Origin of the sequence: Methylobacterium sp. Leaf89 (assembly GCF_001422215.1) — a bacterium.
GTDB lineage: Bacteria > Pseudomonadota > Alphaproteobacteria > Rhizobiales > Beijerinckiaceae > Methylobacterium.
The window spans coordinates 23,169-50,088 of record NZ_LMML01000012.1; the positions used below are offsets into that span (position 1 = coordinate 23,169).

The 26,920-nt window shown below is 65.2% G+C and carries 18 protein-coding genes; 7 read left to right on the plus strand and 11 right to left on the minus strand.

Features of this window, described 5'->3' with window-relative positions; translation table 11 throughout:
* The first annotated feature begins 9 nt into the window (after nt 1–9).
* The 5 genes from ASF18_RS06510 to ASF18_RS06530 all read left to right on the plus strand — a co-directional run bounded on the left by ASF18_RS06510 (nt 10) and on the right by ASF18_RS06530 (nt 5,177).
* Nucleotides 10–1,029: an oligopeptide/dipeptide ABC transporter ATP-binding protein gene (locus ASF18_RS06510; RefSeq protein WP_056269968.1), complete on the plus strand. Its 1,020-nt coding sequence runs from the start codon at nt 10–12 to the stop codon at nt 1,027–1,029.
* A 39-nt stretch (nt 1,030–1,068) separates the two neighbouring features.
* On the plus strand, nt 1,069–2,562 hold the full coding sequence (locus ASF18_RS06515) for an amidase (protein ID WP_056350572.1): 1,494 nt from the start codon (nt 1,069–1,071) through the stop codon (nt 2,560–2,562).
* 31 nt (nt 2,563–2,593) lie between these two features.
* A complete protein-coding gene (locus tag ASF18_RS06520) occupies nt 2,594–3,487 on the plus strand; it encodes a polysaccharide deacetylase family protein (protein ID WP_056269517.1) in 894 nt (297 codons plus the stop codon).
* A gap of 92 nt (nt 3,488–3,579) precedes the next feature.
* Entirely contained in the window at nt 3,580–4,326 is a 747-nt protein-coding gene (locus ASF18_RS06525) for a PIG-L deacetylase family protein (protein WP_056350310.1), read from the plus strand.
* The gene (locus ASF18_RS06530; protein ID WP_056350574.1) at nt 4,326–5,177 is read left to right on the plus strand and encodes a galactosyltransferase-related protein; all 852 of its coding nucleotides are present in this window, start codon (nt 4,326–4,328) and stop codon (nt 5,175–5,177) included. Before ASF18_RS06525 ends, ASF18_RS06530 begins: the two co-directional genes overlap by 1 nt.
* Nucleotides 5,178–5,189: 12 nt before the next feature.
* Here the strand turns inward: ASF18_RS06530 and ASF18_RS06535 are convergent, their stop codons facing one another.
* From ASF18_RS06535 to ASF18_RS06545, 3 genes are read right to left on the minus strand one after another with little or no spacing between them, the layout of a single operon-like run.
* Nucleotides 5,190–6,251 carry a glycosyl transferase gene (locus ASF18_RS06535; protein WP_056350313.1) on the minus strand — a complete coding sequence of 354 codons (1,062 nt, stop codon included), beginning with the start codon at nt 6,249–6,251 and terminating at the stop codon, nt 5,190–5,192.
* On the minus strand, nt 6,248–7,360 hold the full coding sequence (locus ASF18_RS06540; RefSeq protein ID WP_056350314.1) for a glycosyltransferase: 1,113 nt from the start codon (nt 7,358–7,360) through the stop codon (nt 6,248–6,250). Before ASF18_RS06540 ends, ASF18_RS06535 begins: the two co-directional genes overlap by 4 nt.
* Complete coding sequence (locus ASF18_RS06545) at nt 7,353–8,435, minus strand: glycosyltransferase family 4 protein (RefSeq protein ID WP_056350577.1); 1,083 nt, start codon at nt 8,433–8,435, stop codon at nt 7,353–7,355. Before ASF18_RS06545 ends, ASF18_RS06540 begins: the two co-directional genes overlap by 8 nt.
* A gap of 1,049 nt (nt 8,436–9,484) precedes the next feature.
* On the opposite strand from ASF18_RS06545, the gene ASF18_RS06550 reads away from it, so the two are divergent.
* A complete protein-coding gene (locus ASF18_RS06550; RefSeq protein WP_348271392.1) occupies nt 9,485–10,498 on the plus strand; it encodes an HD domain-containing phosphohydrolase in 1,014 nt (337 codons plus the stop codon).
* A gap of 58 nt (nt 10,499–10,556) precedes the next feature.
* Here ASF18_RS06550 and ASF18_RS06555 read toward each other — a convergent pair whose 3' ends face one another.
* The 5 genes from ASF18_RS06555 to gltB form a co-directional block, all read right to left on the minus strand.
* The gene (locus ASF18_RS06555) at nt 10,557–11,939 is read right to left on the minus strand and encodes a 3-deoxy-7-phosphoheptulonate synthase class II (RefSeq protein ID WP_056269536.1); all 1,383 of its coding nucleotides are present in this window, start codon (nt 11,937–11,939) and stop codon (nt 10,557–10,559) included.
* A 182-nt stretch (nt 11,940–12,121) separates the two neighbouring features.
* Entirely contained in the window at nt 12,122–12,427 is a 306-nt protein-coding gene (locus ASF18_RS06560; protein ID WP_056269539.1) for an RNA polymerase sigma factor region1.1 domain-containing protein, read from the minus strand.
* Nucleotides 12,428–12,492: 65 nt separating this feature from the next.
* Nucleotides 12,493–14,796, minus strand: a complete 2,304-nt coding sequence (locus ASF18_RS06565) for an FdhF/YdeP family oxidoreductase (protein WP_056350579.1) — start codon at nt 14,794–14,796, stop codon at nt 12,493–12,495.
* A gap of 115 nt (nt 14,797–14,911) precedes the next feature.
* Nucleotides 14,912–16,342, minus strand: a complete 1,431-nt coding sequence (locus tag ASF18_RS06570) for a glutamate synthase subunit beta (RefSeq protein ID WP_056350318.1) — start codon at nt 16,340–16,342, stop codon at nt 14,912–14,914.
* Nucleotides 16,343–16,539: 197 nt separating this feature from the next.
* Entirely contained in the window at nt 16,540–21,177 is a 4,638-nt protein-coding gene (gene gltB / locus ASF18_RS06575; RefSeq protein WP_244472613.1) for a glutamate synthase large subunit, read from the minus strand.
* A 700-nt stretch (nt 21,178–21,877) separates the two neighbouring features.
* On the opposite strand from gltB, the gene ASF18_RS06580 reads away from it, so the two are divergent.
* Entirely contained in the window at nt 21,878–22,792 is a 915-nt protein-coding gene (locus tag ASF18_RS06580) for a hypothetical protein (protein ID WP_056350322.1), read from the plus strand.
* A gap of 70 nt (nt 22,793–22,862) precedes the next feature.
* On the opposite strand, the gene ASF18_RS06585 is transcribed toward ASF18_RS06580, so the two are convergent.
* From ASF18_RS06585 to fdhF, 3 genes are read right to left on the minus strand one after another with little or no spacing between them, the layout of a single operon-like run.
* Nucleotides 22,863–23,153 (minus strand): formate dehydrogenase subunit delta, encoded by a 291-nt coding sequence (locus ASF18_RS06585; RefSeq protein ID WP_056350325.1) that lies wholly within the window; start codon nt 23,151–23,153, stop codon nt 22,863–22,865.
* Nucleotides 23,154–23,194: 41 nt separating this feature from the next.
* Nucleotides 23,195–24,064: a formate dehydrogenase accessory sulfurtransferase FdhD gene (gene fdhD / locus ASF18_RS06590; RefSeq protein WP_056350327.1), complete on the minus strand. Its 870-nt coding sequence runs from the start codon at nt 24,062–24,064 to the stop codon at nt 23,195–23,197.
* On the minus strand, nt 24,051–26,912 hold the full coding sequence (fdhF, locus tag ASF18_RS06595; protein WP_056350329.1) for a formate dehydrogenase subunit alpha: 2,862 nt from the start codon (nt 26,910–26,912) through the stop codon (nt 24,051–24,053). Before fdhF ends, fdhD begins: the two co-directional genes overlap by 14 nt.
* Nucleotides 26,913–26,920: the final 8 nt, after the last annotated feature.

Below are 26,920 nucleotides of genomic sequence, written 5' to 3' on the forward strand. Positions count from 1 at the left end.
GCGCCCGTCATGCCTCCACCCCGGACGGGCGCCCGCGCCCCGGAGGCCCCCTACGTCGCCATCGAGGGCCTGCGCCGCACCTTCGACGTGTCCCGTCCCTGGCTCGCCCGGGTCATCGAGCGTCAGCCCAGGCAGATCCTCCGCGCCGTCGACGGCGTCAGCTTCGAGATCCGGCGCGGCGAGACCTTCGCGCTCGTCGGCGAATCCGGCTCGGGCAAGTCGACGGTGGCCCGCATGGTGGTGGGCCTGCTGCCGCCGAGCGCCGGGGACGTCCGCATCACCGGCGTCTCGATGACCGATCCGCGCGAGGCCGCCGCCCGTCGGCGCCTGCGCCGCCGCATCCAGATGATCTTCCAGGACCCCTACGCCTCGATGAATCCGCGCTGGCGGGTCCGAAAGATCGTCGCCGAGCCGATCCGGGCCTTCAACCTGCTGCAGGGCGAGGTCGCGATCGGGCGCCGCGTCGGGGACCTCCTCGGCCTCGTCGGCCTGCATCCCGACGACGGGGTGAAGTATCCGCACGAATTCTCCGGCGGCCAGCGCCAGCGCATCGCGATCGCGCGGGCGCTGGCCTCCGAGGCGGAGTTCCTGGTGGGCGACGAGCCGACCTCGGCCCTCGACGTCTCGGTCCAGGCCCAGATCCTCAACCTGATGCGCGACCTGCAGGACCGTCTCGGACTCACCTACCTCTTCATCAGCCACAACCTCGCCGTCGTGCGCCACATGGCGAACCGGATCGGCGTGATGTATCTGGGGCGCGTGGTCGAGATCGCAGACGGACGGGAACTCTTCCGTGCTCCGAAACATCCCTACACGCGCATGCTGCTCGACGCGGTACCGGATATCGGGCTCACCGGGCGCAAGCGCATCCCCGTCTCCGGCGAGATCCCGAACCCCATCGATCCCCCCTCGGGCTGCGCCTTCAACCCGCGCTGCCCCTTCGCGAACGAGCGCTGTCGCATCGAGGTCCCGGCCCTGGTCGAGGGTGTGGCCTGCCACGCCTTCCAGGAGCGGCGGCTGCCGGCCTGAGAGCCGGTGGTCCATGCGGGCGCGTTCCAGAGCCAGATCATGAGCACAGCCCCCTCCATCGCCGCCACCGAACCGGCCTCCAGCACGGCTTCGGACGACGACATCCTCGGCCTCGGCGCCGTCGACCTCGCGGCCGCGATCCGCGCCCGGCGCGTCTCCTGCGTCGAGGTCATGACCGCCTGTCTCGACCAGATCGACCGGGTGAACCCGACCGTCAACGCCATCGTGGCCCTGCGCGACCGGGCGGAGCTGATTGCCGCCGCCGGGGAGCGCGATGCCCAGGCCGCGCGCGGCGAATTTCTCGGGCCGCTGCACGGGTTTCCCCACGCGGTGAAGGACATCGACGCGGTGAAGGGCCTGCCCTTCACGCAAGGGTCGCCGATCTTCCGGGACCGGATCGCGGCGGCCGATTCGATCATGGTGAAGCGCCTGCGCAGGGCCGGCGCGATCTTCACCGGCCGGACCAACATGCCGGAATTCGGCCTCGGTTCGCAGACCTTCAACCCGGTCTACGGCGCCACCCGCAACGCCTACGATCCAACCAAGACCTCCGGGGGCTCCAGCGGGGGCGCGGCGGTGGCGGTGGCGCTCCACATGCAGCCCGTCGCCGACGGCAGCGACCATGCCGGCTCCCTGCGCAATCCCCCCGCCTTCAACAACCTGTTCGGCCTGCGTACGGGCTACGGCCGCATCCCCATCGAGACCAAGGACGCCTTCACCCCCGGCCTCGGCGTCTCGGGCGGCATCGGGCGCTCGCCCGCCGACATCGGCCTGCTGCTCTCGGTCCAGGCCGGCTACGACGCGCGGGTGCCCTTCGCGAACACGCAGGACCCGGCGATCTTCGCCGAGGACCTGAAGCGGGACTTCACGAACGCCCGCATCGCGTGGTTCGACGATTTCGGCGGCTACCTGCCCTTCGAGCCCGGCGTGCTCGACCTCGACCGCAGCGCGCTCGCCGCCTTCGAGTCCCTCGGCGCCAAGGTCGAATGGGATCGTCCGCGCTTCGACATGGCCAAGGTCTGGCGTGACTGGCTCACCCTGCGCGCCTGGATGACCGCCTCCAACCTGCGCCCCCTCTACGACGAGCCGGCCTATCGGGCGCTGCTCAAGCCGGAGGCGGTCTGGGAGGTCGAGCGCGGCCTGGCGCTCTCGGCCGATCAGGTCACCGCCGCGCAGGAGGGCCGCACCGCGTGGTACGAGGCCGTACGGCGGTTCCAGGAGCGCTACGACTTCCTGCTGATGCCCTCGACCCAGGTGTTCCCGTTCGACGTCGAGGAGCGCTGGCCCAAGTCCGTCGGCGGCCGGACCATGGACACCTACCATCGCTGGATGGAGGCGACGATCCCCGTCACCATGAGCGGCCTGCCCGCCCTCAACGTGCCGGCCGGCTTCGACCCCGCCGGGCGCCCCTCCGGCATCCAGATCGTCGGCCCCAACAACGGCGAGCGCGCCTGCCTCCAGCTCGGGGCCGCCTACGATGCCGCGACCCGATGGGTGACCCGGCGCAGGCCCGCGCTGCTGAACCCTTCCTGATTTTCTTCGCGCTCCTCCTTCGAGACCCCCGATGACCGACACGCCCGCGCCGCATCACGGCCGCTACGCCTACAGCGCCCTGCCCGACAGGCCGGTCTACGACTGGCCCGGGGGCAAGCGCCTCGCGGTCTATCTCGCGCTCAACCTCGAGGGCTTCGATTTCGGCCGGGGCCTCGGCGCGGAACTGGCCCCCGGCGGTCCGCAGCCGGACGTGCTCAACTACGCCTGGCGCGACTGGGGCAACCGCGTCGGCGCCTGGCGGATCAAGGACACCCTCGACGCGCTGGAGATGCCCGCGAGCGTCCTCGTCAACAGCCGCCTCTACGCCGATTGTCCCGGCCTGATCGAAGCCTTCCGGGCGCGCGGCGACGAGATCGTCGGCCACGGACGCACCAACGCCGAGCGCCAGGGCGACCGGGAGGAGGCCGAGGAGCGCGCCCTCATCGCCGAGGCCACCGCTGTCCTGACCGCCCAGGAAGGCAAGCCGCCGAAGGGCTGGCTCGGGCCCTGGATCTCGCAGAGCCATCGGACGCCGGACCTCCTGGCGGAAGCGGGCTACAGCTACCTCCTCGACTGGTGCCACGACGACCAGCCCACCTGGTTTTCCACCCGCGACGGCGGCCGCATCCTGGCGGTGCCCTACCCCCAGGAACTCAACGACATCCCCGCCATCGTCGCCCGCAAGGAAACCGGCCAGCAATTCGCCGACGCCCTCGTGGAGGCCTTCGACGAGATGCTGGAGCAGGCGCGCACCGCCCCCCTGGTCATGGGCATCGCGCTGCATCCCTACATCGTCGGCCAGCCGCATCGCCTCCGCCCCCTGCGCCGCGCCCTCGCCCATATCGCCGCCCGCCGCGATGAGATCTGGCTGACCACTGCCGGCGGCATCGCGGCCTTCGCGGCGGAGAGCGGTACCGCCCGGTAGCGGGTCGGCGTCGGCCGACCGTTCAGACATCGATCAGACTGGACCGTTTAGACAGGCTGCTCGCGTCCTCGACGCCTGCCCCGAGTCCACTCATGCATGCCGACGCTTTCCTCGCCGCCGCCGAACGCCTGCCGGTCGCCGACCTCGACGCCCTGACCGGCGGCAAGGGCGTCGTCGTGGTGGCGCCTCACCCCGACGACGAGAGCCTCGGCTGCGGCGGCCTCATGGCCGAGGCCCGGGCGCGGGGTCGCGAGGTCCGCGTCGTCATCGTCAGTGACGGCTGTGGCTCGCACACGCACTCGACACTCTATCCGCCGGCAAAACTGCGTGACCTGCGCGAAACGGAGACGGTATACGCCGTTGGTATACTGGGCGTCCCGCCGGAGGCCGTGACCTTCCTCCGCCTGCCCGATGCCGGCGTCCCGAGCGCCGGCCCAACCGCCGAGGCCGCCGCCGCCCGGATCGCCGCCATCGCCCATGAGGCCGATGCCGGAGCCGTCTGCGTCACTTGGGGCCACGATCCCCACTGCGACCACCAGGCCGCCGCCGCCATCGTCCGCCTCGCGCAGCCCCATCTCGGCCCGATCCGAATTTTCGCTTATCCCGTCTGGGGTTGGACCCTGCCCGAGGGTACCGAGGTCGGCCCCGCTCCGACCGGCCTGCGCCTCGACCTCGGTGCCCACCGCGCCGCGAAGACCGCCGCGATCGGCGCCCACCGCTCCCAAACCACCGACCTCATCTCCGACGACCCGACGGGCTTTCGCCTGGAGCCGGCCATGGTCGATCGCTTCACCGGCCCCTACGAGATCTTCGTCGCCATGGACGCGCCCACCCCGTGATCGCCGACACCACCCTTATCACCCTGAACAAGGGTCGCGACGCTCATCTCGCCCGCCTGCTCGAGGGCGTCGCGCGGGGTCCGCATCCGCAGGCCTGCGTCGTCGTCGAAATGGGCGCCGAGCCCGCCCCCCTACCGGATTACGGCTTCCCGATCCGCCGCATCGTCCTCGGAAGCCCCGGTCTGCCGCTGGCCCGCGCCCGAAATGCCGGACGTCGCGCGGCCGAGACCGGACGGCTGGTCTTCCTCGATGTGGACTGCATTCCCTCGGCCGATCTTGTACCGCGCCTCAGCGCCGATCTGGCGGAGGCCGAAGGCCTCATCTGCTGCGAAATCCGATACTTACCGGCCGGAGCCGTCACGGACGGCTGGACCGAAGCCGGGCTTCGGGCCGTAGGACATCCCCATCCCGTCCGCCGCTTTCCCGAACAGGGATTGGCGCGCAGTGACAACCCCGGATTGTTCTGGTCGCTCGCTTTCGGCGTCAGGGCCACCACCTTCGACCGCCTCGGCGGCTTCGACGAGGGCTTCGACGGCTACGGCGCGGAGGATACCGACCTCGCCTTCCGCGCCGATGCCCTCGGGATACCGGTGCTGTTCAGCGCAGGCGGGCAAGCCTTTCACCAGCACCATGTCGCCTGTGATCCGCCGCTGCAGCACTTCGCCGACATCGTTCGGAACGCGCAGCGCTTTCGGGCGCGACACGGCCTCTGGCCCATGGACGGATGGCTCGATGCCTTCGCCGAGCGCGGACTCATCGACACGCAGTGGCGCGACGACCTCGTCGTTCTGCGCCAACCCGGCGCCGACGAGATCGCCGCCACGCGGCTTCCCGCGGACCGTCCCTTCTGACGGGCTCGGCGCCTAACGGCGCCGAGCGTCGAGGCGATCCGCGAGGTCGCCGATGAAGGCACCGGTGCGGTCGATCACGCCCGGACGCGACAGGCCGCCGATCACCCGCGGATCGAGCCGTTCCGCGGCCGCGATGATCTCCGGCCACGCCGCAGGCTCGGGCCAGAACGCGCAATGCAGTGCCGCGCCCATCGCGGCGAGGGCGCGGGACTTCTCAATCTGCTCGTCGAAAGCGCGCGGTTCGGGAAGGCAGATGAAGCGCTTTCCCGCCGCCGAGACCGCCGAGACAACCCCGTCGCCGCCGCCGCCGACCACCAGGTCCGCTCGGGCGATGTAGGAGCCCGGATCGGCGACCCAACCGTGCAGGTGAAGGTTCGCCGGGACAGGCAGACCCGCCCCGTCGACGGGGCCGAGAACATGCCAATGCCGATCCGGTACGGCCGTCGCGGCCGCAGCGAGATCCGCGCGCCGACCGCCGGTCCCGCCGCGCCCATAGATGACGAGGATCGATCCATCCGCATCCGTCGCTCGGTTCGATGCAGGCTCACCGGAGAGCAATCCGGCGTAGAACGTCTTGGCGCGAACCCATTCCGGCATCTCGGCCGAGTCGAGTTCCGGTGGGAAGAACGCGAGCAGACGCTCAGCGCTGCGGAAGGCCTCGAGATGGGGGGTATCCGTGCGCGTGCCGGCGAGCCGGACGACCAAGGTCGGCACGGACATCAGGCGTGCGAACAGCGCAATTTCCACGGACACGTCAACGACGACCAGCGCAGGATCTGCGGAGGCGATCCACCCTGCGAGCCGGCCCATTCGTGCGCGTACGTTGTCGGCACCGACGGGCGCGTAATGCAGGCCATGCGGCCGCTCGGCCGATCCGTCCCTCCCGTCGAACTCGCGGCCAACCCGATCGTCGGGCAAATCGAGGAGCGATCCCGCTGCGGTGGCGGTGTCGAGATTGGAAAACGTTCCGATCAGCGTCATTGGGCGATCGAGCGCCCGCGCGATCAGGCAGGCACGCTGCCAATGACCGGCGCCCTGGTGGTGAACGTAGTAGCCGACAGGACGCCGGCTCATGCGACCTGTGCGGCACGGCCGGGATGCGACCCGACCAGCATCGCTTGAAGGCCTGCCAGGGCGTCATCGAGAGGAACCGGGACCGCATCGGGGATGCCCTCCCCCAGGCGCGCCTCGATCCGCTCGACCAGTGCGATTTCGTTCGGGCAGGTCTCCCAATCGATGGTGGCAAGATCGGCTTCGGTCATACCGAGGGCGCGCAGGGCCACGGCGGTCCCGGCGGGGTCCGTGAAGCATCGCGCCAGCCTATGGCGTCGCGCGATCAGAGCGCGCCAGTGAGCCGCCGAGGGAAGGCTATAGGTTTCAAGCCCCTGCACGACACGGGTTCGGCGGAGCATCTCGGTCGCCATTCCGCCCGTCACCCGGCCGGTTCTCCGATCTGAGACTGCGATCGATACCCCGGGGCAATGCCGGACGCGCCCGCCATGCCAGCGCACCCGCGCAACCAGGGCATTGTCTTCGCCGCAGGAGAGCATCGGCAACCCACCCACGCGACGATAGAGGTCGGCGCGCAGGGCAAGGCTGGCGGCGACATGATCGCCATGGCGGGGGGCTGGATCGTGGGCGGGCGGGTCGAAGACCTCCTCGAGGTGCCGCACAGCCACCCAGTATTCCTCGATCCGCGCATGGAGCGCGGCAAGACGGGGGTCGGCCGCCGGCGTCTCGCCGTGAAGCACGAGGCGTCCACCCACGACCTCGGCGTTTCGCAACGCTCGCAGATTTGCCGTCACCCAGTCCGCGGGCGCAACCGCGTCCGCGTCGGTACTGAGGAGGACGCCCTCGGTCACGCCTTCCTGCTCCAACCAAGCAGCGCCGGCATCGAGGGCACGACGCCGCGCGGTGCCGACATGGGCATGGGGTGACGCAATCGTCGCCTCGAGAATCCGTAGGGCGAGGTGCGGAATCTCGGCGTTTCGTTCCAGTCCGTGCAACATCGCAACGGTGTCATCGTTGCAGTTGTTTGCGAGAACCACGACGCGCAGACGCGCGCCATCCCCGGTGCCGTACTGCCGATTGAGAGATCGTATCAGACGCGGCAGCGCATTCGCCTCGTTCCGGGCAGGCACACAAACGACAGCGCGCCCGAGGGAAAGATCCTGCTCAGGCATTGCTGGCACGGGCAGTGATCGCAGTGCTGGCCACTCGCTGGAGCTCGAGTGCGTAGAGGGCCTCGTACTGGTCGGTCATGGTGTCGGCATCGAACAATTGCTCCGCCCGACGGCGGCAATTGGCTCGGGAGAGAGTGATGGCCTGCGTCACAGCCCGACCGAGATCGGCGACATCGTCCGCCGCGGCCAGGACCCCGCAGCAGTCATCGAGGATGTCCGGGATCGCGCCACGCCGGAAGGCGGCCACGGGTGTCCCGCAGGCCAAGAATTCGGCGAGCACAAGCCCGAACGGCTCTTCCCACCGCGGCGTACAGAGAGCCACATGGGCTTTCGCGACCTGAGCCGCGAGCGCGTCGTGTCCGAGATGCCCGAGGTAGGTCACGTCGTCGCCCAAGCGGGGAGCAATTTCATTGTCCCAATAGGCCGGATTGGAGCGTGGCCCAGCAAACTTCAGGGGCAGGCCGGCGGCGCGTGCCGCATCGATGGCCAGATGCGGCCCCTTCTCGGGAACGAGCCGACCCATCCAAATCGCGTGCGGTTCGCCCGCCGGCTTCGCGGCATAGGCAAAAGCCGTGAGATCGATGCCATTGCCGATGACTTGCGGATTGCCGATCAGGTCATGCCATTCTCGAGCGAGGGACGGAGAGACGGCCGCGAAAGTCATATCCCGCGCCCGTGCCCGCACGCCACGGACGAAAGGCTCGAAGGGCGGCGTATGCAGGGCCGTCACCATCGGAACGGCAAGTTCACCGGCGCGAAGCAGGGGGAGGAAGTGGAGGCTGTTGTTGTGGACGAGATCGTACCCACCGGACACGACCGCATCCATGATCCTGGCATAGGCAGAATGTTCCGCGGCATCGATCCGCGCCTCCGAAACATCATCGAACGCGCATCCGGTGGGAGGGCAGATGGCAACCAGCTGGAAATCGCCCCGCGACCCTTCCGACGCGTAGAGCGTGACATCGTGGCCACGGGCCTGGAGTGCTGACGCAAGTAGATGCGTGTGCATCTCCAACCCTCCCGAGAACGGCTGTGCGATCGGGAATTTCAGATGCGCGATGATGGCGATCTTCACAGGATGCAGGACACGATGTTCGAGGAGCCGAAGCGTCGGATTGGCATCATCCACGCCGTAGATTCCCGCACCACGGGGATGCGAGCTCGGGATACATGGCCATGACGAACCACAACGTAGCGTGAACAACCGGGGAGATTCGTATTTGGTGCACCACCACGTTACCGGACGGGCGGCAGCAGATCCAATGACCGGATTTTTGGGGACTGTGTCGCTTCCTGTGCGGCCCGTTCGGCCGCTCCTTATGAATAAAGGCGCCAATAGTGCGTCATCTGAGCCCAGGCGAGGAACATAGACCGTCGATGCGCGTGCAGGATCCTTCGATGTATAGGTTAAATTCCGTCCGTTGGAATTGCGCGAGCATTCGTATATAACTACAAATAAAATGAAAGCTTATAAGTATATATTTGAAAGTATCAAATATATAAGTTTTGATACAAATACTTGGATCATATTGAAATTAAAATTTAAATTCTCAAAGTCAGAGTTTTACTCAATTTATCACGATTGAGATTTTCAATTAAATGTTTCATAATACAATATAGAAATAAATATTAATAACTCTTGAAACCGAGAGAATAGCTTAATGACGACTTAATGAAAAAATGACGCCTGAAAAATCGCTATGCGAAAGTATGCTTATCGAACCTAAGGTTGTTAAGCCTCCGCTCATGCCCTCCGCGCTGCTCGACTATCGAATTGATCTGTCCCCGCATCGTTTCTCGTCAGCAATTTACGGCTTGAGAACACTTACGGATCATTATCGTACCGTGCTATTGGCGTTAAATCGTATCATATGACAATTTACCAGTGCGGAGCATTTCCGGCGCGGGTGTTACAGATTGCACTGACCCAACCAACATCGATATCGTGCTTAGAAAATTTGTCGAGTACGCGATCAGCAAAAAGAAGCCTCCCGAAGGCAAAATATATCACCAATATCCCAGTCGCAATCAGGATACGCAATCAAGGTCGCTGGAGGAAGCCCGCACGTCATGGCGCAAGGAGCCATTTACCTGCTCACTGATCGTCCAGATCGGAGCGCGGCCTTGGAAAAACTCATCAGAACGATCGGACCTTGCGAGGTCATTGCTGCGGGCAACGATCATCCGTCGAACGTCCAGCCGCGCGCAATCGTATCCGATCTGACCTTGAGCCGACGCGAGTCGGTGAGCCGTCTCCGTAGTTTTCTGCACCACGGCAAGGCGACCGATATACCGGTCATCTGTCTCCTTCGATCGACAACCGACACCGATCTGCGTCAGGCTCGCAACCTCGGCGCAACGATCTGCTTTCCCGCTTATACCGCGCCGCACCTCGTCGTGCAGGCACTTCAGGCGGAGATGAAGACAGCGGAGCCGGATCTCTGCATACAGCCTGTCCTTCAGAATGTGTCACGCGCCAAGGAAATTCTGAGCGGCCTTTTCGACGGCGTCCGTGGGGGCGGCCCAATCTCTCTGGCGCAGGTCGATGCCGGGCTGGATCCAATCCTCGCTGCAGTGAAGGAAGGCGGCCTAACACGTTGGCTGGAGACCGTCTGGACGCATGACGATGCCACGTACCAGCACTGTCTCCTCGTTGCCGGTGTTGCGGCTCAGTTCGTGTTGCATCTCGGCTTTCGCACCGAGGATCGCGAACATTTCGTGCGGGCCGCCCTTCTGCACGATGTCGGCAAGGCGCAAATCCCGCTGGAGATTCTGAACAAGCCCGGGCGCCTCGATGCCGACGAGATGGTTATCATGCGCCGCCATCCGGTGATCGGTTACGACATCCTACGCGAGAGCGGGTGTGACGCGGCTACCCTCGGCGCCGTCCGCCATCATCATGAGATGCTGGACGGATCCGGCTATCCGGATGGTCTTGTTGGATCGGAGATCAGCGACACCGTCCGATTGCTGACCATCTGCGACATTTACGCAGCTCTGACGGAGCGCCGCTCTTATAAGAAGCCGATGCCGCCGCGAGACGCACTGGCGATCCTCTCAGGGATGACCGGAAAACTCGAGACGAGCCTGGTGCAGCATTTTGGGAACGCGATGCTGGACCCGGGTTCCCAATCCTGAGAACGCAACGTCGGAACGAGCTGCAAGGCTCTTCCGACGTCGCCCGGTGAGCGGAGCGCTACTCGGCAGCGTCGAGGCGAGGACGTTCGATCGCCGAGCGTTCTCGCTTCACGAGTTCCGCGGTGAGGAACGCCACTTCCAAGGCCTGCTCGGCGTTCAGGCGTGGATCGCAGTAGGTGTGATAGCGATCGCGCAGGTCTTCAGCCGTCAACGCACGGGCGCCGCCGGTACACTCGGTCACATCCTTGCCAGTCATCTCGAGGTGGATGCCGCCAGCGATGGTCCCTTCGGCACGGTGGACGCCGAAAAAGCCCTCGATTTCCTGCATCACCCGTTCGAATGGACGCGTCTTGAAACCTCCGGCCGAAATGGTGTTGCCATGCATCGGATCGCAGACCCACACCACCTTGCGGCCCTCGCGCGCGATAGCCCGGATTAGGCCGGGAAGGTGGTCTCCGACCTTATCTGCTCCGAAGCGACAGATCAGCGTCAGGCGCCCAGCCTCGTTGGCCGGGTTCAGCTGATCCACGAGTTGGAGCAAACCCTCGGCCGTCATCGACGGACCACACTTGAGGCCGATCGGATTCTTAATGCCGCGCGCATATTCAATGTGCGCGTGATCCGGCTGCCGGGTCCGGTCACCGATCCAGAGCATGTGGCCTGACGTGGCGTACCAGTCGCCGCTCGTCGAATCGACACGGGTAAGTGCCTCTTCGTAGCCCAGGAGCAAGGCTTCGTGGCTGGTGTAGAAATCCGTGGTGCGAACCTCTTGGTGCGTCTCCGGATTGATGCCGATGGCCCGCATGAAGTCGAGGGTCTCGGTCATCCGCTCAGCGCAATCGGCGTAGCGCGAGGATTGCGGAGAATCCTTCACGAAGCCGAGCATCCACCGGTGCGAGTTCTCCAAATTGGCATAGCCACCAGTCGCGAAGGCACGCAGCAGGTTGAGCGTTGCCGCCGATTGGCGATACGCTTCGAGCTGACGGCGCGGGTCGGGCACGCGGGCCTCCTCCGTGAAAGTCAGACCATTGACGATGTCGCCACGGTAGCTCGGCAGGGTCACGCCGTTCATCGTCTCATTCGGTGAGGAACGAGGCTTCGCGAATTGACCGGCGATCCGCCCCACCTTCACCACGGGCGAGCCGCCCGCGAAGGTGAGTACGAGAGCCATCTGCAGGAATACCCGGAAGAAGTCGCGGATGTTATCGGCCGAATGCTCGTCGAAGCTCTCGGCGCAATCTCCCCCTTGGAGCAGGAACGCCTCGCCGGTCGAGACTCGAGCCAAGGCCGACTTAAGCTTCCGCGCCTCACCTGCAAACACCAGGGGGGGGAAGCTTGCGAGCTGTGACTCGACCGATTCCAGGGCGGTGGCATCCGGATAGGCAGGTACCTGTTGGATCGGCAGGTTTCGCCAGGTCTTCGGTGTCCAACGCTCGGCCATAATCGTCTCCGTTCCGCCTTTCGGTCGGCTCCGCGCGGCGGAGGGCCCCGCGGAGAAGCGCGGCTTATAAAGCGGTTCTTCGGCAGAGGCGAGAGATGCCGAGCCGTAGCTGCTATTCACCCAACGCGCGCGAGTCTGGATTAAAAAGAGCAATCGCCGATTTCGATTGAAATCACGTCCAATCAGTCTCCACCCGAATCGCCGTCTTCGATGGCGATTCCGTGCTCGGACAGGATCCAGAAGATCGCTTCCAGGTCTTCCGCCGTGACATCCCGCGGCGGCAACGCGGCCTCCAAGTCGGCATAGGTCAGGCGACGCTGGCGCAGTGCCTCGGCCTTGGCCAGGAGCACATCGACCACTGCACGCATGTCCTTCGGCAGTCCGTCATGACTCGGGCTCCGCTCATTCGAAGCCGGATCCAACGCCTGGGCGAGCATCCGGTCGATGATGGTCTGGCGGCGGTCATGGGCGTCGTCGGAGCGGTCCATGCCGTCGATTATGAGTCTGTGGCGCCGGTCGTCGAGGGGACCAGCGGCGGAAAGTCAACTTCGCGTCAATCCGCGACGGCGATCGGCGCCCCTTTACGGATCCGCACCGGGATCGCCTTGGCGGCCGGCGTTTTAGCCTGCTGGTCGTAGTGCCAGAGTGGAATGAGGGCGTTGAGCTCCGGGTAATAGCCACCGACGTTACCCTCCGGGATGCCGTACTTGATCACCCGCAGGCCGTTGACCTCGCGCAGGAACTCATCATCGGCGTCGGCCGAAAGATCCACCATCTCGCCGTCGGCGAGTCCGAAGCGCTCGATGTCTTTTTCGTTCATGAACAGCACCATCCGAGTGCCCTTCACACCACGGAAGCGGTCGTCATAGCCGTAGATCGTCGTGTTGAACTGATCGTTCGAGCGAAGGGTGATCAGGTCGAGCACGTCGCGGCGGTTGCTGCGCATGTCAGGGTCGGCCTCCAGGCCGCCCGGAACGGTGAAGTTGGCCTTGCCGGTTTCGGTCTCCCACTTGCGATCACGCGCCGCGACGGGCTTGTGGAGGCCTCCGGGCTGAAACATCCGGCCGTTCAGGTCGTGGAAGACATCTGGATAGGTCGCTTCGATCGCATCCCGAACCCTGGCGTAGTCACCGACCCAACCGTCCCAATCAACCCTCGGGTTCGGCGGCAGCAATGCCTTCGCCATCTCAGCAACGATCCACGGCTCGGAGCGCACCTGATCGCTGACCGGCTTGGTTTGTCCGCGGGATCCGTGGAAGCAGGAGGTCGAATCCTCCATCGAGACCGCCTGTGGGCCGCTGGCCTGCTCGTCAACCTCGATCCGGCCGAGGCAGGGCAAGATGTAGGACACGGCACCATGAACCAGGTGCGAGCGATTCAGTTTGGTCGAGATTTGCACCGACAGGCGCAGCGCGCGCCAAGCTTTCTCCATCCGGACGGTATCGGGCACGGCGCGGATGAAGTTGCCGCCAAGACCGATGAAGGCCTTCACCTCACCGGCAATGATACCCTCGCAGGTCTCGACGGTGTTGCAACCCTTTTCCCGCGGCGGCTCGAAGTCGTAGAGTTCCTTGAGTTTGTCGAGGGGTGCCAGCTCCGGCTTCTCCGTGATGCCGACGGTGCGCTGACCCTGGACGTTGGAATGCCCACGGACCGGACAGAGCCCGGCCCCGGGGCGACCGACGTTGCCGCGCAGAAGCATGAGATTCACGAGCATCTGTACGCCCTCGGTCCCACGGCGGTGCTGGGTCAGGCCCATGCCGTAGACCGCAACGACCGAACGGGCCCGCCCATAGACCGTCGCCGCCGCCTCCAGCGCCTCGCGGGTGAGCCCCGAGCGCGTCTCGATGTCCGCCCATGACTGCGAATCGCAGAATGCGACGAACTCCCGGAAGCCGTGGGTGTGCTCAGCGATGAAATCGACGTCGAGGATACGCGGGCGGCCGACCTCCATCGCCTCGCGGTCGGCGGCAATCAAGACCTTGCACATGCCGGTGATCGCCGCGAGGTCTCCGCCCGCCCTCACCTGATGGTACTGCGTCGAGATTTCGGTGGAGCTGCGCGTCAGCATCTCGGTCGGCGATTGCGGGTTCGTGAAGCGCTCCAGGCCGCGCTCCCGCAGCGGGTTGAATGTGACGATCGGAACGCGCCGCTTTCGTGCCTCTTGGAGTGGGTGGAGCATGCGGGGGGCATTCGAACCGACGTTCTGTCCGAAGAACAGGATCAGATCGGTCGATTCGAAATCTTCCAGGATCGTGGTCCCCACAGGAGATCCGATCGATGATTTGAGTCCGACCGAGGTCGGCTCATGGCACATATTCGAAGAGTCGGGCAGGTTGTTGGTGCCATGCATCCGCGCCATCAGCGCGTACATGTATGAGGTCTCTAGCGAAGCGCGGCCAGAGGTGTAGTAGACCGCGGCGTTCGGATCGAGGGCGCGCAGCTCGCGTCCGATCTCCGCGAAAGCCTCTTCCCACGACACCGTCACGTACTGGTCGCTGCCGGGGTCATAGCGGAGCGGATGGGTCAGGCGTCCCTTTTGCTCGAGGGCGTAGTCCGTCCAGCTGAGCAGTTCCTTCACGGTGTGGCGCTGGAAGAAGTCGGGTCCGATCCGCTTGGCGGTCTGCTCCCAGACCGTGGCCTTTGCCCCGTTCTCACAGTACTCAAAGGTGTTGGGCTTGGCCGGCTTCGACCAGGCACACGAGACGCACATGAAGCCGTCCGGCTTGTTCTGCTTCATCAGCAGCGCCGCGCCGGAGACTGGGATCTGTTCCCGCGTCAGGATCTCCGCGAGGGAGCCCGCAGAACCCCAGCCTCCCGCAGGCCCGTCATACGGTTCGATCTTGGGTTCGGCCATCGGTTCGGTCATGCGCGTATCCCGACATCTTTGGTGTCAGGACAGCAATGATGCGTAGACCCGGCGTGTTCCGGACTGCGACGGCGAGACGTCGCAATCCAGTCCGGCATCATCTTCAGCGCGGCAGGATGCTCGCGCCCATCAGGGCCTCGTCGATGGAACGCGCCGCCTGACGCCCCTCGCGGATGGCCCAGACCACGAGGGACTGACCGCGGCGCATATCGCCCGCTGTGTAGATCTTCTCGTTCGACGTCCGGTAGTCAAGCTCGTTCGCCGTCACGTTCCCACGCTTGTCCATGACGACACCGGACTCTTCCAGCAGCCCCTTCCGGACCGAGCCGGCAAAGCCGATCGCCAGGAACACGAGGTCGGCGGGTAAAGTGAACTCACCGCCCGGGATCGGCTGACGCTTCTCATCAACGCGGGTGCAGACGACGCCGGTGAGCTTGCCCTTCTTTCCCTCCAGCCGGAGCGTCGCGGCCTGGAACTCGCGCTCGGCGCCCTCGGCCTGGCTGGAAGAGGTCCGCATCTTGGTCGGCCAGTACGGCCAGACCGAGAGCTTGTCCTCGCGCTCCGGTGGGCGAGGCCGGATATCGAGCTGCGTCACCGACAAGGCGCCCTGACGGAACGAGGTGCCGACGCAATCCGAAGCGGTGTCGCCACCACCGATGACGACGACGTTCTTGGCGGTGGCAAGGATGGGAGCCTCGCCGTTCCCCGGCATCGGCTCGGCACCGACGCGGCGGTTGGACTGCACCAGGAATGGCATGGCGTAGTGGACGCCCTCCAAATCCTGGCCGGGCAACTGCGGATTACGCGGGTCCTCGGCACCAGCGGCGAACAGCACTGCGTCGAATTCGGCGGTGAGTTCATCGAGCGGCTTGTTAATTCCGACATTGACGCCGTAATGGAAGTGAACGCCCTCACCCTCCATCTGCTTCACGCGCCGGTCGATGTGGCGCTTCTCCATCTTGAAGTCGGGGATGCCGTAGCGGAGCAGGCCGCCGGCCTTGGGCTCGCGCTCGAAGACGTGGACCTCGTGCCCGACACGGGCGAGTTGCTGCGCAGCTGCGAGCCCTGCAGGGCCGGAGCCGATGATCGCGACTTTCTTTCCGGTCTGATGATCGGCGGGCTCAGGCTTGACCCAGCCGTTGTTCCAGGCGCGGTCCGCGATCGCCTGCTCGATGGTCTTGATCGCCACCGGCTGATTCTCGAGGTTCAGCGTGCACGCCTCCTCGCAGGGCGCTGGGCAGATGCGGCCGGTAAATTCAGGAAAGTTGTTGGTTGAATGGAGGTTGCGTGCCGCTTCTTCCCAGTCGGACTGGTAGACGAGTTCGTTCCAGTCCGGGATCTGATTATGAACCGGGCAGCCCGTCGGACCGTGGCAGAACGGGATGCCACAATCCATGCAACGAGCCGCCTGCTTCTTGAGATCGTGTTCGTCGAGCGGCAGCGTGAACTCGCGGAAGTGGCGCACGCGATCGGCGGCGAGCTGATACTTCTGCTCCTGCCGGTCGAATTCGAGGAAACCCGTGACCTTGCCCATCGTCTGACCGTCTTTCGCGAGTCTGTCTGATCCGTCGCGCGGAAGGCGGCCTCGATGGCCTATTCCGCTGTCACCCGGCAGAACGGCCTCTCACCGCCCTGCCTCATGCGTCAGCCATCTCAAGGGGCTGACCCGTGCGGTTCCCAGTTCGTCAACGAACCGGGAACCGTCTCGATAGAATTTCGGTCGCGCAGCGCCTACTCGGCCGCCACCGGCATCCGCGCCATTTCCATTTCGCGCAGGGCTCGCCGGTACTCCACCGGCATCACCTTGACGAACTTGGTGCGGTAGCCGGCCCAATCATCGAGGATCGCCTTGGCACGCGGGGAGCCCGTGTACTTCAGGTGATTGGTGATGAGTTGAGACAGGCGTTCCTCGTCGTGGCCCGACATATCGGCCAGGATGTCGACACGGCCCTTCGTTTCCAGGTCGCCGTCCTGGTGGAATCGACGCATGAGGTCGTCCTCCTCCTCGACGGGTTCGAGATCGACCATAGACAGGTTGCAACGGGCCGAGAACGAGCCGTCCTCGTCAAGGACGTAGGCAATGCCACCCGACATGCCCGCCGCGAAGTTGCGTCCGGTTTCGCCGATCGACACCACCACGCCGCCGGTCATGTACTCGCAGCCGTGGTCGCCCATGCCCTCGACCACCGCGATGGCGCCCGAATTGCGGACGGCGAAGCGCTCACCGGCCGAACCGCGAATGTAGGCCTCGCCCGCGATCGCCCCGTAAAGGACCGTGTTGCCGGCCATGATGGTGTGCGAGCCCGGCGCCCGCAGGGCGTCGGAGGGGCGGATGATCAGCTTGCCACCGGACAGGCCCTTGCCGACGTAATCGTTGGCGTGGCCGGTGAGAACCAACGTGACACCCGCCGCGAGCCAGGCGCCGAAGCTCTGGCCGGCCGTTCCGGACAGCTCCAACCGGATGGTGTCGTCGGGCAGACCCTCGTGGCCGTACCACTTGGCCACGACTCCGGAAAGCATGGCGCCGGCCGTACGATCCGAGTTCTTGATCTCCTCCCGCACCACTACAGGCTCTCCGCCGTCAAGGGCCGATTGCGCGCCGGCGATCAGGCGTCGGTCGAGCACCGTATCGATCGGATGCTTCTGCTTCTCCGTGTGCCGGATCGCGACGTGCTCGGGCACTTCCGGGCGGTGGAACAGCTTCGAGAAGTCGAGACCGCGCGCCTTCCAGTGATTGATCACCTCCAGCGTGTCGAGGAGGTCGGCCCGTCCGATAAGGTCCTCGATCTTGGTGAAGCCCATGGACGCCATCAACTCCCGCAACTCCTCGGCCACGAAGAAGAAGTAGTTGATCACGTGTTCGGGTGTTCCCTTGAAGCGCTTGCGCAGAACGGGATCCTGCGTTGCCACTCCCACCGGGCAGGTGTTCAGGTGGCACTTGCGCATCATGATGCAGCCGGCCGCGATCAGCGGCGCGGTCGAGAAACCGAACTGGTCGGCCCCGAGCAGGGCCGCGACCAAGACGTCGCGACCCGTGCGGATGCCACCGTCGGCCTGAAGGACGACGCGCCCGCGCAGGTGGCTCAGCACCAGGGTCTGCTGGGTCTCGGCCAGACCCGTTTCCCAGGGGCCGCCCGCGTGCTTGATCGAGGTCAGCGGGGCCGCACCAGTGCCGCCGTCGAAGCCCGAGATCGTGATGTGATCGGCGCGCGCCTTGGCGACGCCGGTCGCGACTGTTCCGACGCCGACCTCGGAGACGAGCTTCACCGAGACGTCGGCCTCGGGATTCACATTCTTCAGGTCGAAGATCAACTGCGCCAGATCCTCGATCGAATAGATGTCGTGATGCGGAGGCGGCGAGATCAGGCCGACGCCGGGGGTGGCGTAGCGGACCTTGGCAATCTTGGCATCGACCTTGTGGCCGGGCAGCTGGCCGCCCTCGCCCGGCTTGGCACCCTGTGCAACCTTGATCTGCATCATGTCGGAATTGACGAGATATTCCGTCGTGACGCCAAAGCGCCCGGAAGCGACCTGCTTGATGGCCGAGCGGCGCGAGCGCCCGTCCGCCATCGGCTTGAAGCGCTCGACCTCCTCGCCGCCCTCGCCCGAATTTGAGCGACCGCCGAACGAGTTCACCGCGATTGCCAGTGTCTCATGCGCCTCCTTCGAGATCGAGCCGTAGGACATGGCGCCTGTCGCGAACCGCTTGACGATATCGGCCGCGGGCTCGACCTGATCGACGTCGACCGGCGCCCGACCGATCTCGGCCGCCTGCTTGATGCGGAACAGCCCGCGGATCGTCTTAAGATGGTTCTCCTGCTCGTTCACCAACCGCGCATATTCCCGGTATCTCTCCGGCAGGCCGAGGCGCACGGCATGCTGCAGCGTCGCGACCGAATCGGGCGTCCAGGTGTGGCTCTCACCGCGCAGGCGATAGGCGTATTCACCACCAACATCGAGGGCAGTCCGATAGATCGGGGAGTCGCCGAAAGCATCGGCGTGACGCCGCGCGGTCTCCTGCGCAACCTCGGCCATGCCGATGCCCTCGATCGTCGTCGCGGTTCCGAAGAAGTCCCGCTCGACGAAAGCGGAATTCAGACCGATCGCGTCAAAGATCTGCGCACCGCAATAGGACTGATAGGTCGAGATGCCCATCTTGGACATGACCTTGAGCAAGCCCTTATCGATCGACTTGATGTAGCGGTAGACGATCTCGTCCGGCGTCAGGTCCGGCGGGAACTCGTCCTTCATCGCGATCAACGTCTCGAAGGCGAGATAGGGGTTGATCGCCTCGGCGCCGTAACCGGCGAGGCAAGCGAAGTGATGTACCTCGCGTGGCTCCCCCGACTCGACCACGAGGCCGACGGAAGTACGCAGTCCCTTGCGGATTAAGTAATTGTGCACGGCGGCAGTCGCGAGGAGCGCCGGAATTGCGATGCGATCCGGCCCGACGCCTCGGTCCGACAGGATGATAATGTTGTAGCCGCCGCGCACCGCAACCTCGGCCCGATCGCAAAGGCGATCGACCGCGCCCTCCATGGCCGCCGCACCGGTTTCGGCCGGGAAGGTCATGTCCAGGGTCTTGGTGTCGAACCGGTCCTCGAAATGGGAGATCGAGCGGATCTTCTCGAGGTCGCCGTTGGTCAGGATCGGCTGACGAACCTCAAGACGCTTCTTGCGGGAGGCGCCCTCCATGTCGAGCAGGTTCGGGCGCGGGCCGATGAACGAGACGAGGCTCATCACCGCTTCCTCGCGGATCGGGTCGATCGGCGGGTTCGTCACCTGCGCGAAGTTCTGCTTAAAATAGGAGTAGAGCGACTTCGGCTTGTCGGACAGCGCCGAGAGCGGCGTGTCGGTGCCCATGGAGCCGACGGCCTCCTGGCCGGTGACAGCCATGGGCGCCATGAGAAGCTTAAGGTCTTCCTGGCTGTAGCCGAAGGCCTGCTGGCGATCGAGGAGCGACACGTCCGAACGCGAGGCCCGCGGGATCACGGGCTTCAGGTCCTCAAGGACGATTTGGGTGTTCTTGACCCACTCGGCGTAGGGATGCGCGGCGGCGAGTTCGCTCTTGATCTCCTCATCGGAGACGATGCGGCCCTTCTCCAGGTCGATGAGTAGCATCCGCCCGGGCTGCAGGCGCCAGGATTCGACGATCTTCTCATCCGGGATCGGGAGCACGCCCATCTCGGACGCCAGCACCACGAGGCCGTCGTCGGTGACGAGGTAGCGCGCAGGTCGAAGGCCGTTGCGATCGAGGGTCGCGCCAATCTGGCGGCCATCGGTGAAGCAGACGGCAGCCGGACCGTCCCACGGCTCCATCAGGGCGGCGTGATACTCGTAGAATGCACGGCGTTCCTCGCTCATCAGCGGATTGCCGGCCCAGGCTTCCGGGATGAGCATCATCATCGCGTGGGCCAGCGAATACCCACCCTGGACGAGGAATTCGAGGGCGTTGTCGAAGCACGCGGTGTCGGACTGGCCCTCATAGGAGATCGGCCAGAGCTTCGAGATGTCGTTGCCGAACAGCTCCGAATCGACGCTCGCCTGACGCGCCGCCATCCAATTGACGTTGCCGCGCAATGTGTTGATCTCGCCGTTATGGGCGACCATCCGGTAGGGGTGCGACAGGCGCCAGGTCGGGAAGGTGTTGGTGGCGAAGCGCTGGTGCACCAGAGCGAGGCCCGAAACGAAGCGCTCGTCCTGAAGGTCGCGATAGTATTCGCCGAGCTGATCGACCAGAACCATGCCCTTGTAGACGATGGTACGGGTCGAGAGGGACACGGGATAGTAGGTGCTCGCACGCTCGTCCTTCAGGCCATAGACCTTGTTCGAAATCACCTTGCGAGCGGTGAACAGTCGACGCTCGAAAGCGTCCTCGTCCGACACCGTGGCAGGACGGCCGATGAAGATCTGCCGGTGGCAGGGCTCTGTCTCCTTGACCGTCACGCCGAGGTCGCTCGGATCGACCGGCACATCGCGCCAGCCGAGGAAGGGCAGTCCCTCATCGGCCAGGGCCTTCTCGACGATCTCCTCGACGAGGCGACGGGCCTCGGAATCCTTCGGCATGAAGAACTGGCCGACCCCGTAATATCCGGGCTCGGGTAGGGTGATACCGAGTGCCTCGCACTCAGCCTTGAAGAATGCGTGCGGAATCTGAACCAGTATACCGCACCCGTCGCCCATCTTCGGATCGGCGCCTACGGCACCCCGATGATCAAGATTCTTCAGGATTTGGAGGCCTTGCTGGACGATGGCATGCGTCCGCCGGTCGTGCATGTCGGCGACGAAACCCACGCCGCAGGCGTCGCTCTCGCGAGCCGGGTCGTAAAGCCCCTGAGCTTTCGGCAGAGCCCGGTCGCGCACGATCAGCGGCGCGGTCCCGTCGCGGGTGGCGGGAACCGACGCCTGCAGCGCCCCGAACTCAGAAGATGCGACCACGTCCACCATCTCTCGCCTCCGACCTGCCCGCAAGCGAGCATGTTTCATGCCCAGAGCCCGAGGGGCTTCCGGGTTTGTCTCTCGACAGCGTCGGCTCTGGGCGGGTTCTTCGGTCAGGAAGCGCCCGCAACTCGCGGGCTCGACGCCGGCTTGGTTTCAAGCCGTGCGGGCCCGGATCGCCGCGATGGCGACCGGCTTCGAATCTCGTTTGGTCGCCGGCAACGTCACCTGGGCGAGATCCTCACTGCCATCCGGACAGATACCCTGCCGGGAATGGGACAGCGTTACTGTCCTACCGGCGGAAAGTGACAGATTTTAACCGCTCCAGCAAGGGCGTGTCCGGTGGCTCACTGCGGTTTTCCGGCGCATGGTTCCATCCCGCCGCGAGCTTTCTTGCCGCAGGCCCACGGGTGATCGGAACGAGCCAGATCCGTTGACGCCGAACCCACGGTGGCAGCCTCGCAATCTCGCCCCATTCGGCCTGTTTACACGGCGTGCCGAGCACAAGCGGCGTGCGGGGATTGTACCGAATCCCGGCGGACCTTGGAGCGGAGGACCTGCGACAACAGCAGGCCTCCGCACCGACATCTCTCTGGATCTCACAGCGATGTTTTCGTCTCGCAGGAAGCCCATGCGTGCATCCCCCTCATCCCGCGCCCTGTCGGCCGGCATCCTGGCCGGTGTCATGACGCTTTCAGCCGCGCCTGTTGCCCAGGCGCAATACGCCTACGAGCCTGACCTCCTTCTACCGCCCCGTGCCGTCGTGTGGCGGCTGAATGACCGCGGATTCACCGACGTCACGCGTCCACGCTTCGATGGGCAGGCGTATATCGTCGAGGCATCGAATCCTTATGGTGATCGCCTCCGGCTCTTCGTCGATGCGCGCGACGGTCGAATTATTGGACGCCATCGGCTGGACATAGCGCCCGACGCACCTCCGCGGATCGTGCGACGTGCACCCGGCTATGGCTGGACCGAAGACGACGAGGCGATCCGTCAGCCGATCCGGCAAGCCGAAAGAATCATACCGCCGGCGGACATCCCCTTCCCGCAGGATCAGGCTCGACGTGCGCGCCCCGCTCCGGCGGGCCTTCCGGACCTTGCGAATCGATCGGAAACCGGATCGCGGACCGTTCCGCCGGCGCCGCCCGGACCTGCCGATCGGAATCCCATGGGCCTGAACCCCGATGCTCGCGGGGCAGACGCAAAGCCGAAGTCCGAGACACCTCGAAAAGTCGTCCGCCTCACCCCAACGGTCAAAGCGGGTTCGCCTGTTGTCACACCCGGGGCGCCGAAGCTGTCCGATGTGCCCCCTGCCGGATCAAAGGCCGACGCTGCCCCCGCCGCCGTAACCGCCGCGGTCTCATCTCCGAAGGTCGATGGACCGGCCGCCGCCATGACGCCGGCCTCGGTGCAGCCGCCTCCGGTGCCGAAGCCGATGGCGCAGAACTGGAAGGACGTGCCGGCGGACGCCAAGCGACCGGTCCGGGTGATCGGTGGCGCGACGATCGTGCCAGGTACCACGAAGGAACCGGAGAAGGACTGAAGTCAGCGCTGCAGGTAATGAGACGCGAAGGACCGCGTGGTCCTTCGCATTTGACGATTCCGGAATTGGATCAGCCGGCGTCGCTGGCCCCTGCACCCTGCAAATGCGGGTCGCGGGTGGCGGCACGAACGGGGCTATCGGCAGCCGGGGTGTCCTGAAGGGCCCTGAGCGCGAGGGGATCGAGGCCACTGTCCGGATCGAGTCCACAGGCCTCGAGGGCTCTGCGCATCTTCGGCGTCCAGAACGCCACGATGTGTTTGTGAATGCCGGCCACGGCCTCCTCGTCCGGATAGGACCGGAAGAAGGTGGCGATCTGATTGGCCATGCGGACCAGTTTTTCGTCGGACGTCAGGGCGCTCATCGGTACGAAAACTCTGTCGAGGGAACGGGAATCGCGTGGCGTCAGGGCTGCGCGGGCAAGTCGAGACGTTCGCGTCCAGTGAAGACCGTCAGGGTATCTGAGCGGGCGATGGCGCAGAGCGTCATACCGTGAAGACGCGCCCGGTCGATCGCCAGCGAAGTCGGGGCAGAGATTGCCACCAGCACCGTCACGCCGAGGCTCGCCGCCTTCTCGACCATCTCGAAGGAACAGCGGCTGGTGATGACGACGAATCCATCGGCCGGGTCGGTCTTGCGCTGGATCAAGGCGCCGATCAGCTTGTCGAGGCCGTTGTGCCGCCCGACATCCTCGCGCAGCGCCCCTAAGCTTCCATCGAGATTCGCCCAGGCCGCGGCATGGACCGCCCGCGTCTCGGCATTCAACACTTGCGCGTCGCCCATGGCCATCAGAGCCCGCTGGATCGCCGCGATGGTGACCCGGCTGGCGCCGTGCAGAGGCGCGTCGGTCTTCGGCAGTGACGCGAGATCGTCGATTCCGCAGACGCCGCAGCCGGTACGCCCCGACATGGCGCGCTTACGCGAGAGGTGTTCCCGCAGGCGCCCGGGCACGAGATCGACGAGAAGGCGCATGCCGCCCGCCGTCGTATCCGCCTCGACCTGAACCGACCGGATCTCGTCGGCGGTGGCGATGATGCCCTCCGTCAAGCTGAACCCGTAGGCGAAGTCCACGAGATCTGCCGGCGTCGTCATCATCACGGCGTAAGGCACCGCGCCGTAGATCAGGTTGACCGGCATCTCGACCGCAAGGGGCCGGGTGCCGCTCCGTGGCTCCTGGTCATCGTAGGCGACGACCAGGGTCGGGACGCGCCGAGCGGTCTCGACCGCCGGATGATCCTCGTTCGCCGTCAGGCTGGTCTGGTCACTCGGCCGCATTCAACTGTATCGCAATCCGGGTCAACGAGAAATCCTCCTCGAAGAACCGCGCCTGCCAGTCGGAGGGGCGGTTCGTCCGCCGGATCTGCACCGCCGTGACCTTGTACTCGGGGCAGTTGGTGGCCCAGTCCGAGTAGTCGGTGGTGATCACGTTGGCGCCGGTCTTGGCGTGGTGGAAGGTCGTATACACCACGCCGGGCTGCATGCGCTCGGACACGATGGCCTTCAGGGCAATGTCGCCGGAGCGACTTTCCAGCGCAACGAGGTCTCCGTCGACGATCCCGCGCACCTCCGCGTCGAAGGGGTGGATCTCGAGCACGTCTTCCTCGTGCCAGCGCGAGTTCTCCGTACGACGGGTCTGCGCGCCGACGTTGTACTGCGACAGGATGCGGCCCGTGGTCAAGATGAGCGGGAAGCGCGGGCCCGTACGCTCCTCGGTGGGCACGTACTCGGTGATCATGAACTTTCCGAGACCGCGCACGAAGCGGTCCACGTGCATCATCGGCGTGCCCTTCGGGGCGGCCTCGTTGCACGGCCACTGGATCGAGCCGAGTTCGTCGAGCTTGGCGAAGCTCACGCCGGAGAAACTTGGCGTCAGGGATGCGATCTCATCCATGATCTCGCTCGGATGGCTGTAGTTCATGGGATAGCCGAGGGCGTTGGACAGCAGCATCGTGCCCTCCCAGTCGCCGACGCCGGAGAGCGGCGGCATCACCTTGCGCACACGGGAGATGCGGCGCTCGGCATTGGTGAAGGTGCCGTCTTTCTCGAGGAAAGAAGCGCCGGGTAGGAAGACGTGGGCGTACTTCGCTGTCTCGTTGAGGAAGATGTCCTGGATGACGATGCATTCCATCGCCATCAGCCCGGCGGTCACGTGGTGCGTATCAGGATCCGATTGGGCGATGTCCTCGCCCTGAATGTACATGCCCTTGAAAGCACCATCGACGGCCTCGTCGAGCATATTTGTGATGCGTAGGCCCGGGTTCTGGTCCAACGACACGCCCCAGAGCGACTCGAAGGTCTTGCGGGTGGCGTCGTCGGAGACGTGGCGGTAGCCAGGCAGCTCGTGCGGGAAGGAGCCCAGGTCGCAGGAGCCCTGGACGTTGTTCTGGCCGCGCAGCGGGTTCACGCCGGCACCCAGCATGCCAATGTTGCCGGTGGCCATAGCGAGGTTGGCCATGCCCATGACCATGGTCGAGCCCTGGCTGTGCTCGGTAACACCGAGGCCGTAATAGATGCCGGCGGCACCGCCCTTGGCGTAGAGCCGCGCAGCGGCACGCAGCTCGGTCGGATCGATGCCCGTGTAGGTCGCCTGCGCCTCGGGAGAATGGCGCTCGTCGGCAACGAAGCGCGCCCAGGCTTCGAAGTCGCCGAGGTCACAACGCTCGCGGACATAAGCTTCGTCGACGAGGCCTTCCGTGACGATGACATGCGCCATCGAATTGATGAAGGCGACGTTCGAACCCGGCTTCAACGGCAGATGATGGTCGGCCTGGATGTGGGGCGACTTCACGAGGTCGATCTTGCGCGGATCGGCGACGATGAGCTTCGCGCCTTCGCGCAGGCGCTTCTTCATGCGGGACGCGAAGACGGGGTGGCCATCCGTTGGGTTCGCGCCGATGACCAGGATCACGTCGGAATGCGCTACGGACGCGAAGTCCTGCGTGCCGGCCGAGGTGCCGAGCGTCGACATCAGCCCGTAGCCGGTCGGCGAGTGGCAGACGCGGGCGCAGGTGTCGACGTTGTTGTTGCCGAAGGCGGCGCGCACGAGCTTCTGGACGAGGTAAGCCTCCTCGTTGGTGCACCGGGACGACGTGATGCCGCCGACCGAATCCTTGCCATACTTGGCCTGGATGCGCTTGAACTCGGACGCTGCTCGGTCGATCGCGACCTCCCAGGAGACTTCCTGCCAGGGGTCCGTGATCTTGTCGCGGATCATCGGTTTGGTGATGCGGTCCTTGTGGGTGGCGTAGCCGTAAGCGAACCGGCCCTTCACGCAGGAATGGCCCTCATTCGCCTTGCCACCCTTGTAGGGCACCATGCGGACGATCCGGGTGCCTTGCATCTCGGCCTTGAACGAGCAGCCGACGCCACAATAGGCACAGGTGGTGATCTCCGAATGGTCCGGCTGACCGTACTCGATGATCGACTTTTCCTGCAGGGTCGCGGTCGGGCAGGCCTGGACGCAGGCGCCGCACGACACGCACTCGGAGTTGAAGAAGTCGGTCGGGCCGGCAGCGACGCGGCTGTCGAAGCCTCGACCGGAGATGGTCAGCGCGAAGGTCCCCTGCGTCTCCTCGCAGGCGCGGACGCAGCGATTGCAGACGATGCACTTCGACGGATCGTAGGTGAAGTACGGGTTCGACGCGTCCTTCGCTAGGTACTGCTCGGAGGTCGGTTTGACGTGATTGGCGCCGTCATAGCCGTAGCGTACGTCGCGCAGGCCCACCGCGCCCGCCATGTCCTGCAACTCGCAGTCGCCGTTGGCTGCGCAGGTCAGGCAGTCGAGGGGGTGATCGGAGATGTAGAGCTCCATCACGCCCTTGCGGAGCTTGGCGAGCTTGTCCGTCTGGGTCGAGACGACCATGCCGTTCTCGGCAGGCGTCGTGCAGGAAGCGGGCGTGCCGCGACGTCCCTCGATCTCAACGAGGCAGAGACGGCAGGAACCGAAAGCCTCCAGCGAGTCTGTGGCGCAGAGCTTGGGGATCTGCGTGCCGGCATGCATGGCGGCGGCCATCACCGACGTGCCCGCGGGCACCGTCACGTTCATGCCGTCGATGGTGAGCGTGACGGTCTGCTCGTTCACCCGGATCGGGGTGCCGTAGTCGATCTCTTTGATGAGGGCCATGGATCGCG

Bases quoted from the DNA above. Each gene is read 5' to 3' on its own strand.
- ASF18_RS06520 (WP_056269517.1), top strand. From the start codon at position 2,594: ATGACCGACACGCCCGCGCCGCATCACGGCCGCTACGCCTACAGCGCC.
- ASF18_RS06540 (WP_056350314.1), bottom strand. From the start codon at position 7,360: ATGCCTGAGCAGGATCTTTCCCTCGGGCGCGCTGTCGTTTGTGTGCCT.
- ASF18_RS06535 (WP_056350313.1), bottom strand. From the start codon at position 6,251: ATGAGCCGGCGTCCTGTCGGCTACTACGTTCACCACCAGGGCGCCGGT.
- ASF18_RS06525 (WP_056350310.1), top strand. From the start codon at position 3,580: ATGCATGCCGACGCTTTCCTCGCCGCCGCCGAACGCCTGCCGGTCGCC.
- ASF18_RS06515 (WP_056350572.1), top strand. From the start codon at position 1,069: ATGAGCACAGCCCCCTCCATCGCCGCCACCGAACCGGCCTCCAGCACG.
- ASF18_RS06555 (WP_056269536.1), bottom strand. From the start codon at position 11,939: ATGGCCGAGCGTTGGACACCGAAGACCTGGCGAAACCTGCCGATCCAA.
- fdhD (WP_056350327.1), bottom strand. From the start codon at position 24,064: ATGCGGCCGAGTGACCAGACCAGCCTGACGGCGAACGAGGATCATCCG.
- ASF18_RS06565 (WP_056350579.1), bottom strand. From the start codon at position 14,796: ATGGCCGAACCCAAGATCGAACCGTATGACGGGCCTGCGGGAGGCTGG.
- fdhF (WP_056350329.1), bottom strand. From the start codon at position 26,912: ATGGCCCTCATCAAAGAGATCGACTACGGCACCCCGATCCGGGTGAAC.
- ASF18_RS06510 (WP_056269968.1), top strand. From the start codon at position 10: ATGCCTCCACCCCGGACGGGCGCCCGCGCCCCGGAGGCCCCCTACGTC.
- ASF18_RS06580 (WP_056350322.1), top strand. From the start codon at position 21,878: ATGCGTGCATCCCCCTCATCCCGCGCCCTGTCGGCCGGCATCCTGGCC.
- ASF18_RS06570 (WP_056350318.1), bottom strand. From the start codon at position 16,342: ATGGGCAAGGTCACGGGTTTCCTCGAATTCGACCGGCAGGAGCAGAAG.
- ASF18_RS06560 (WP_056269539.1), bottom strand. From the start codon at position 12,427: ATGGACCGCTCCGACGACGCCCATGACCGCCGCCAGACCATCATCGAC.
- ASF18_RS06585 (WP_056350325.1), bottom strand. From the start codon at position 23,153: ATGAGCGCCCTGACGTCCGACGAAAAACTGGTCCGCATGGCCAATCAG.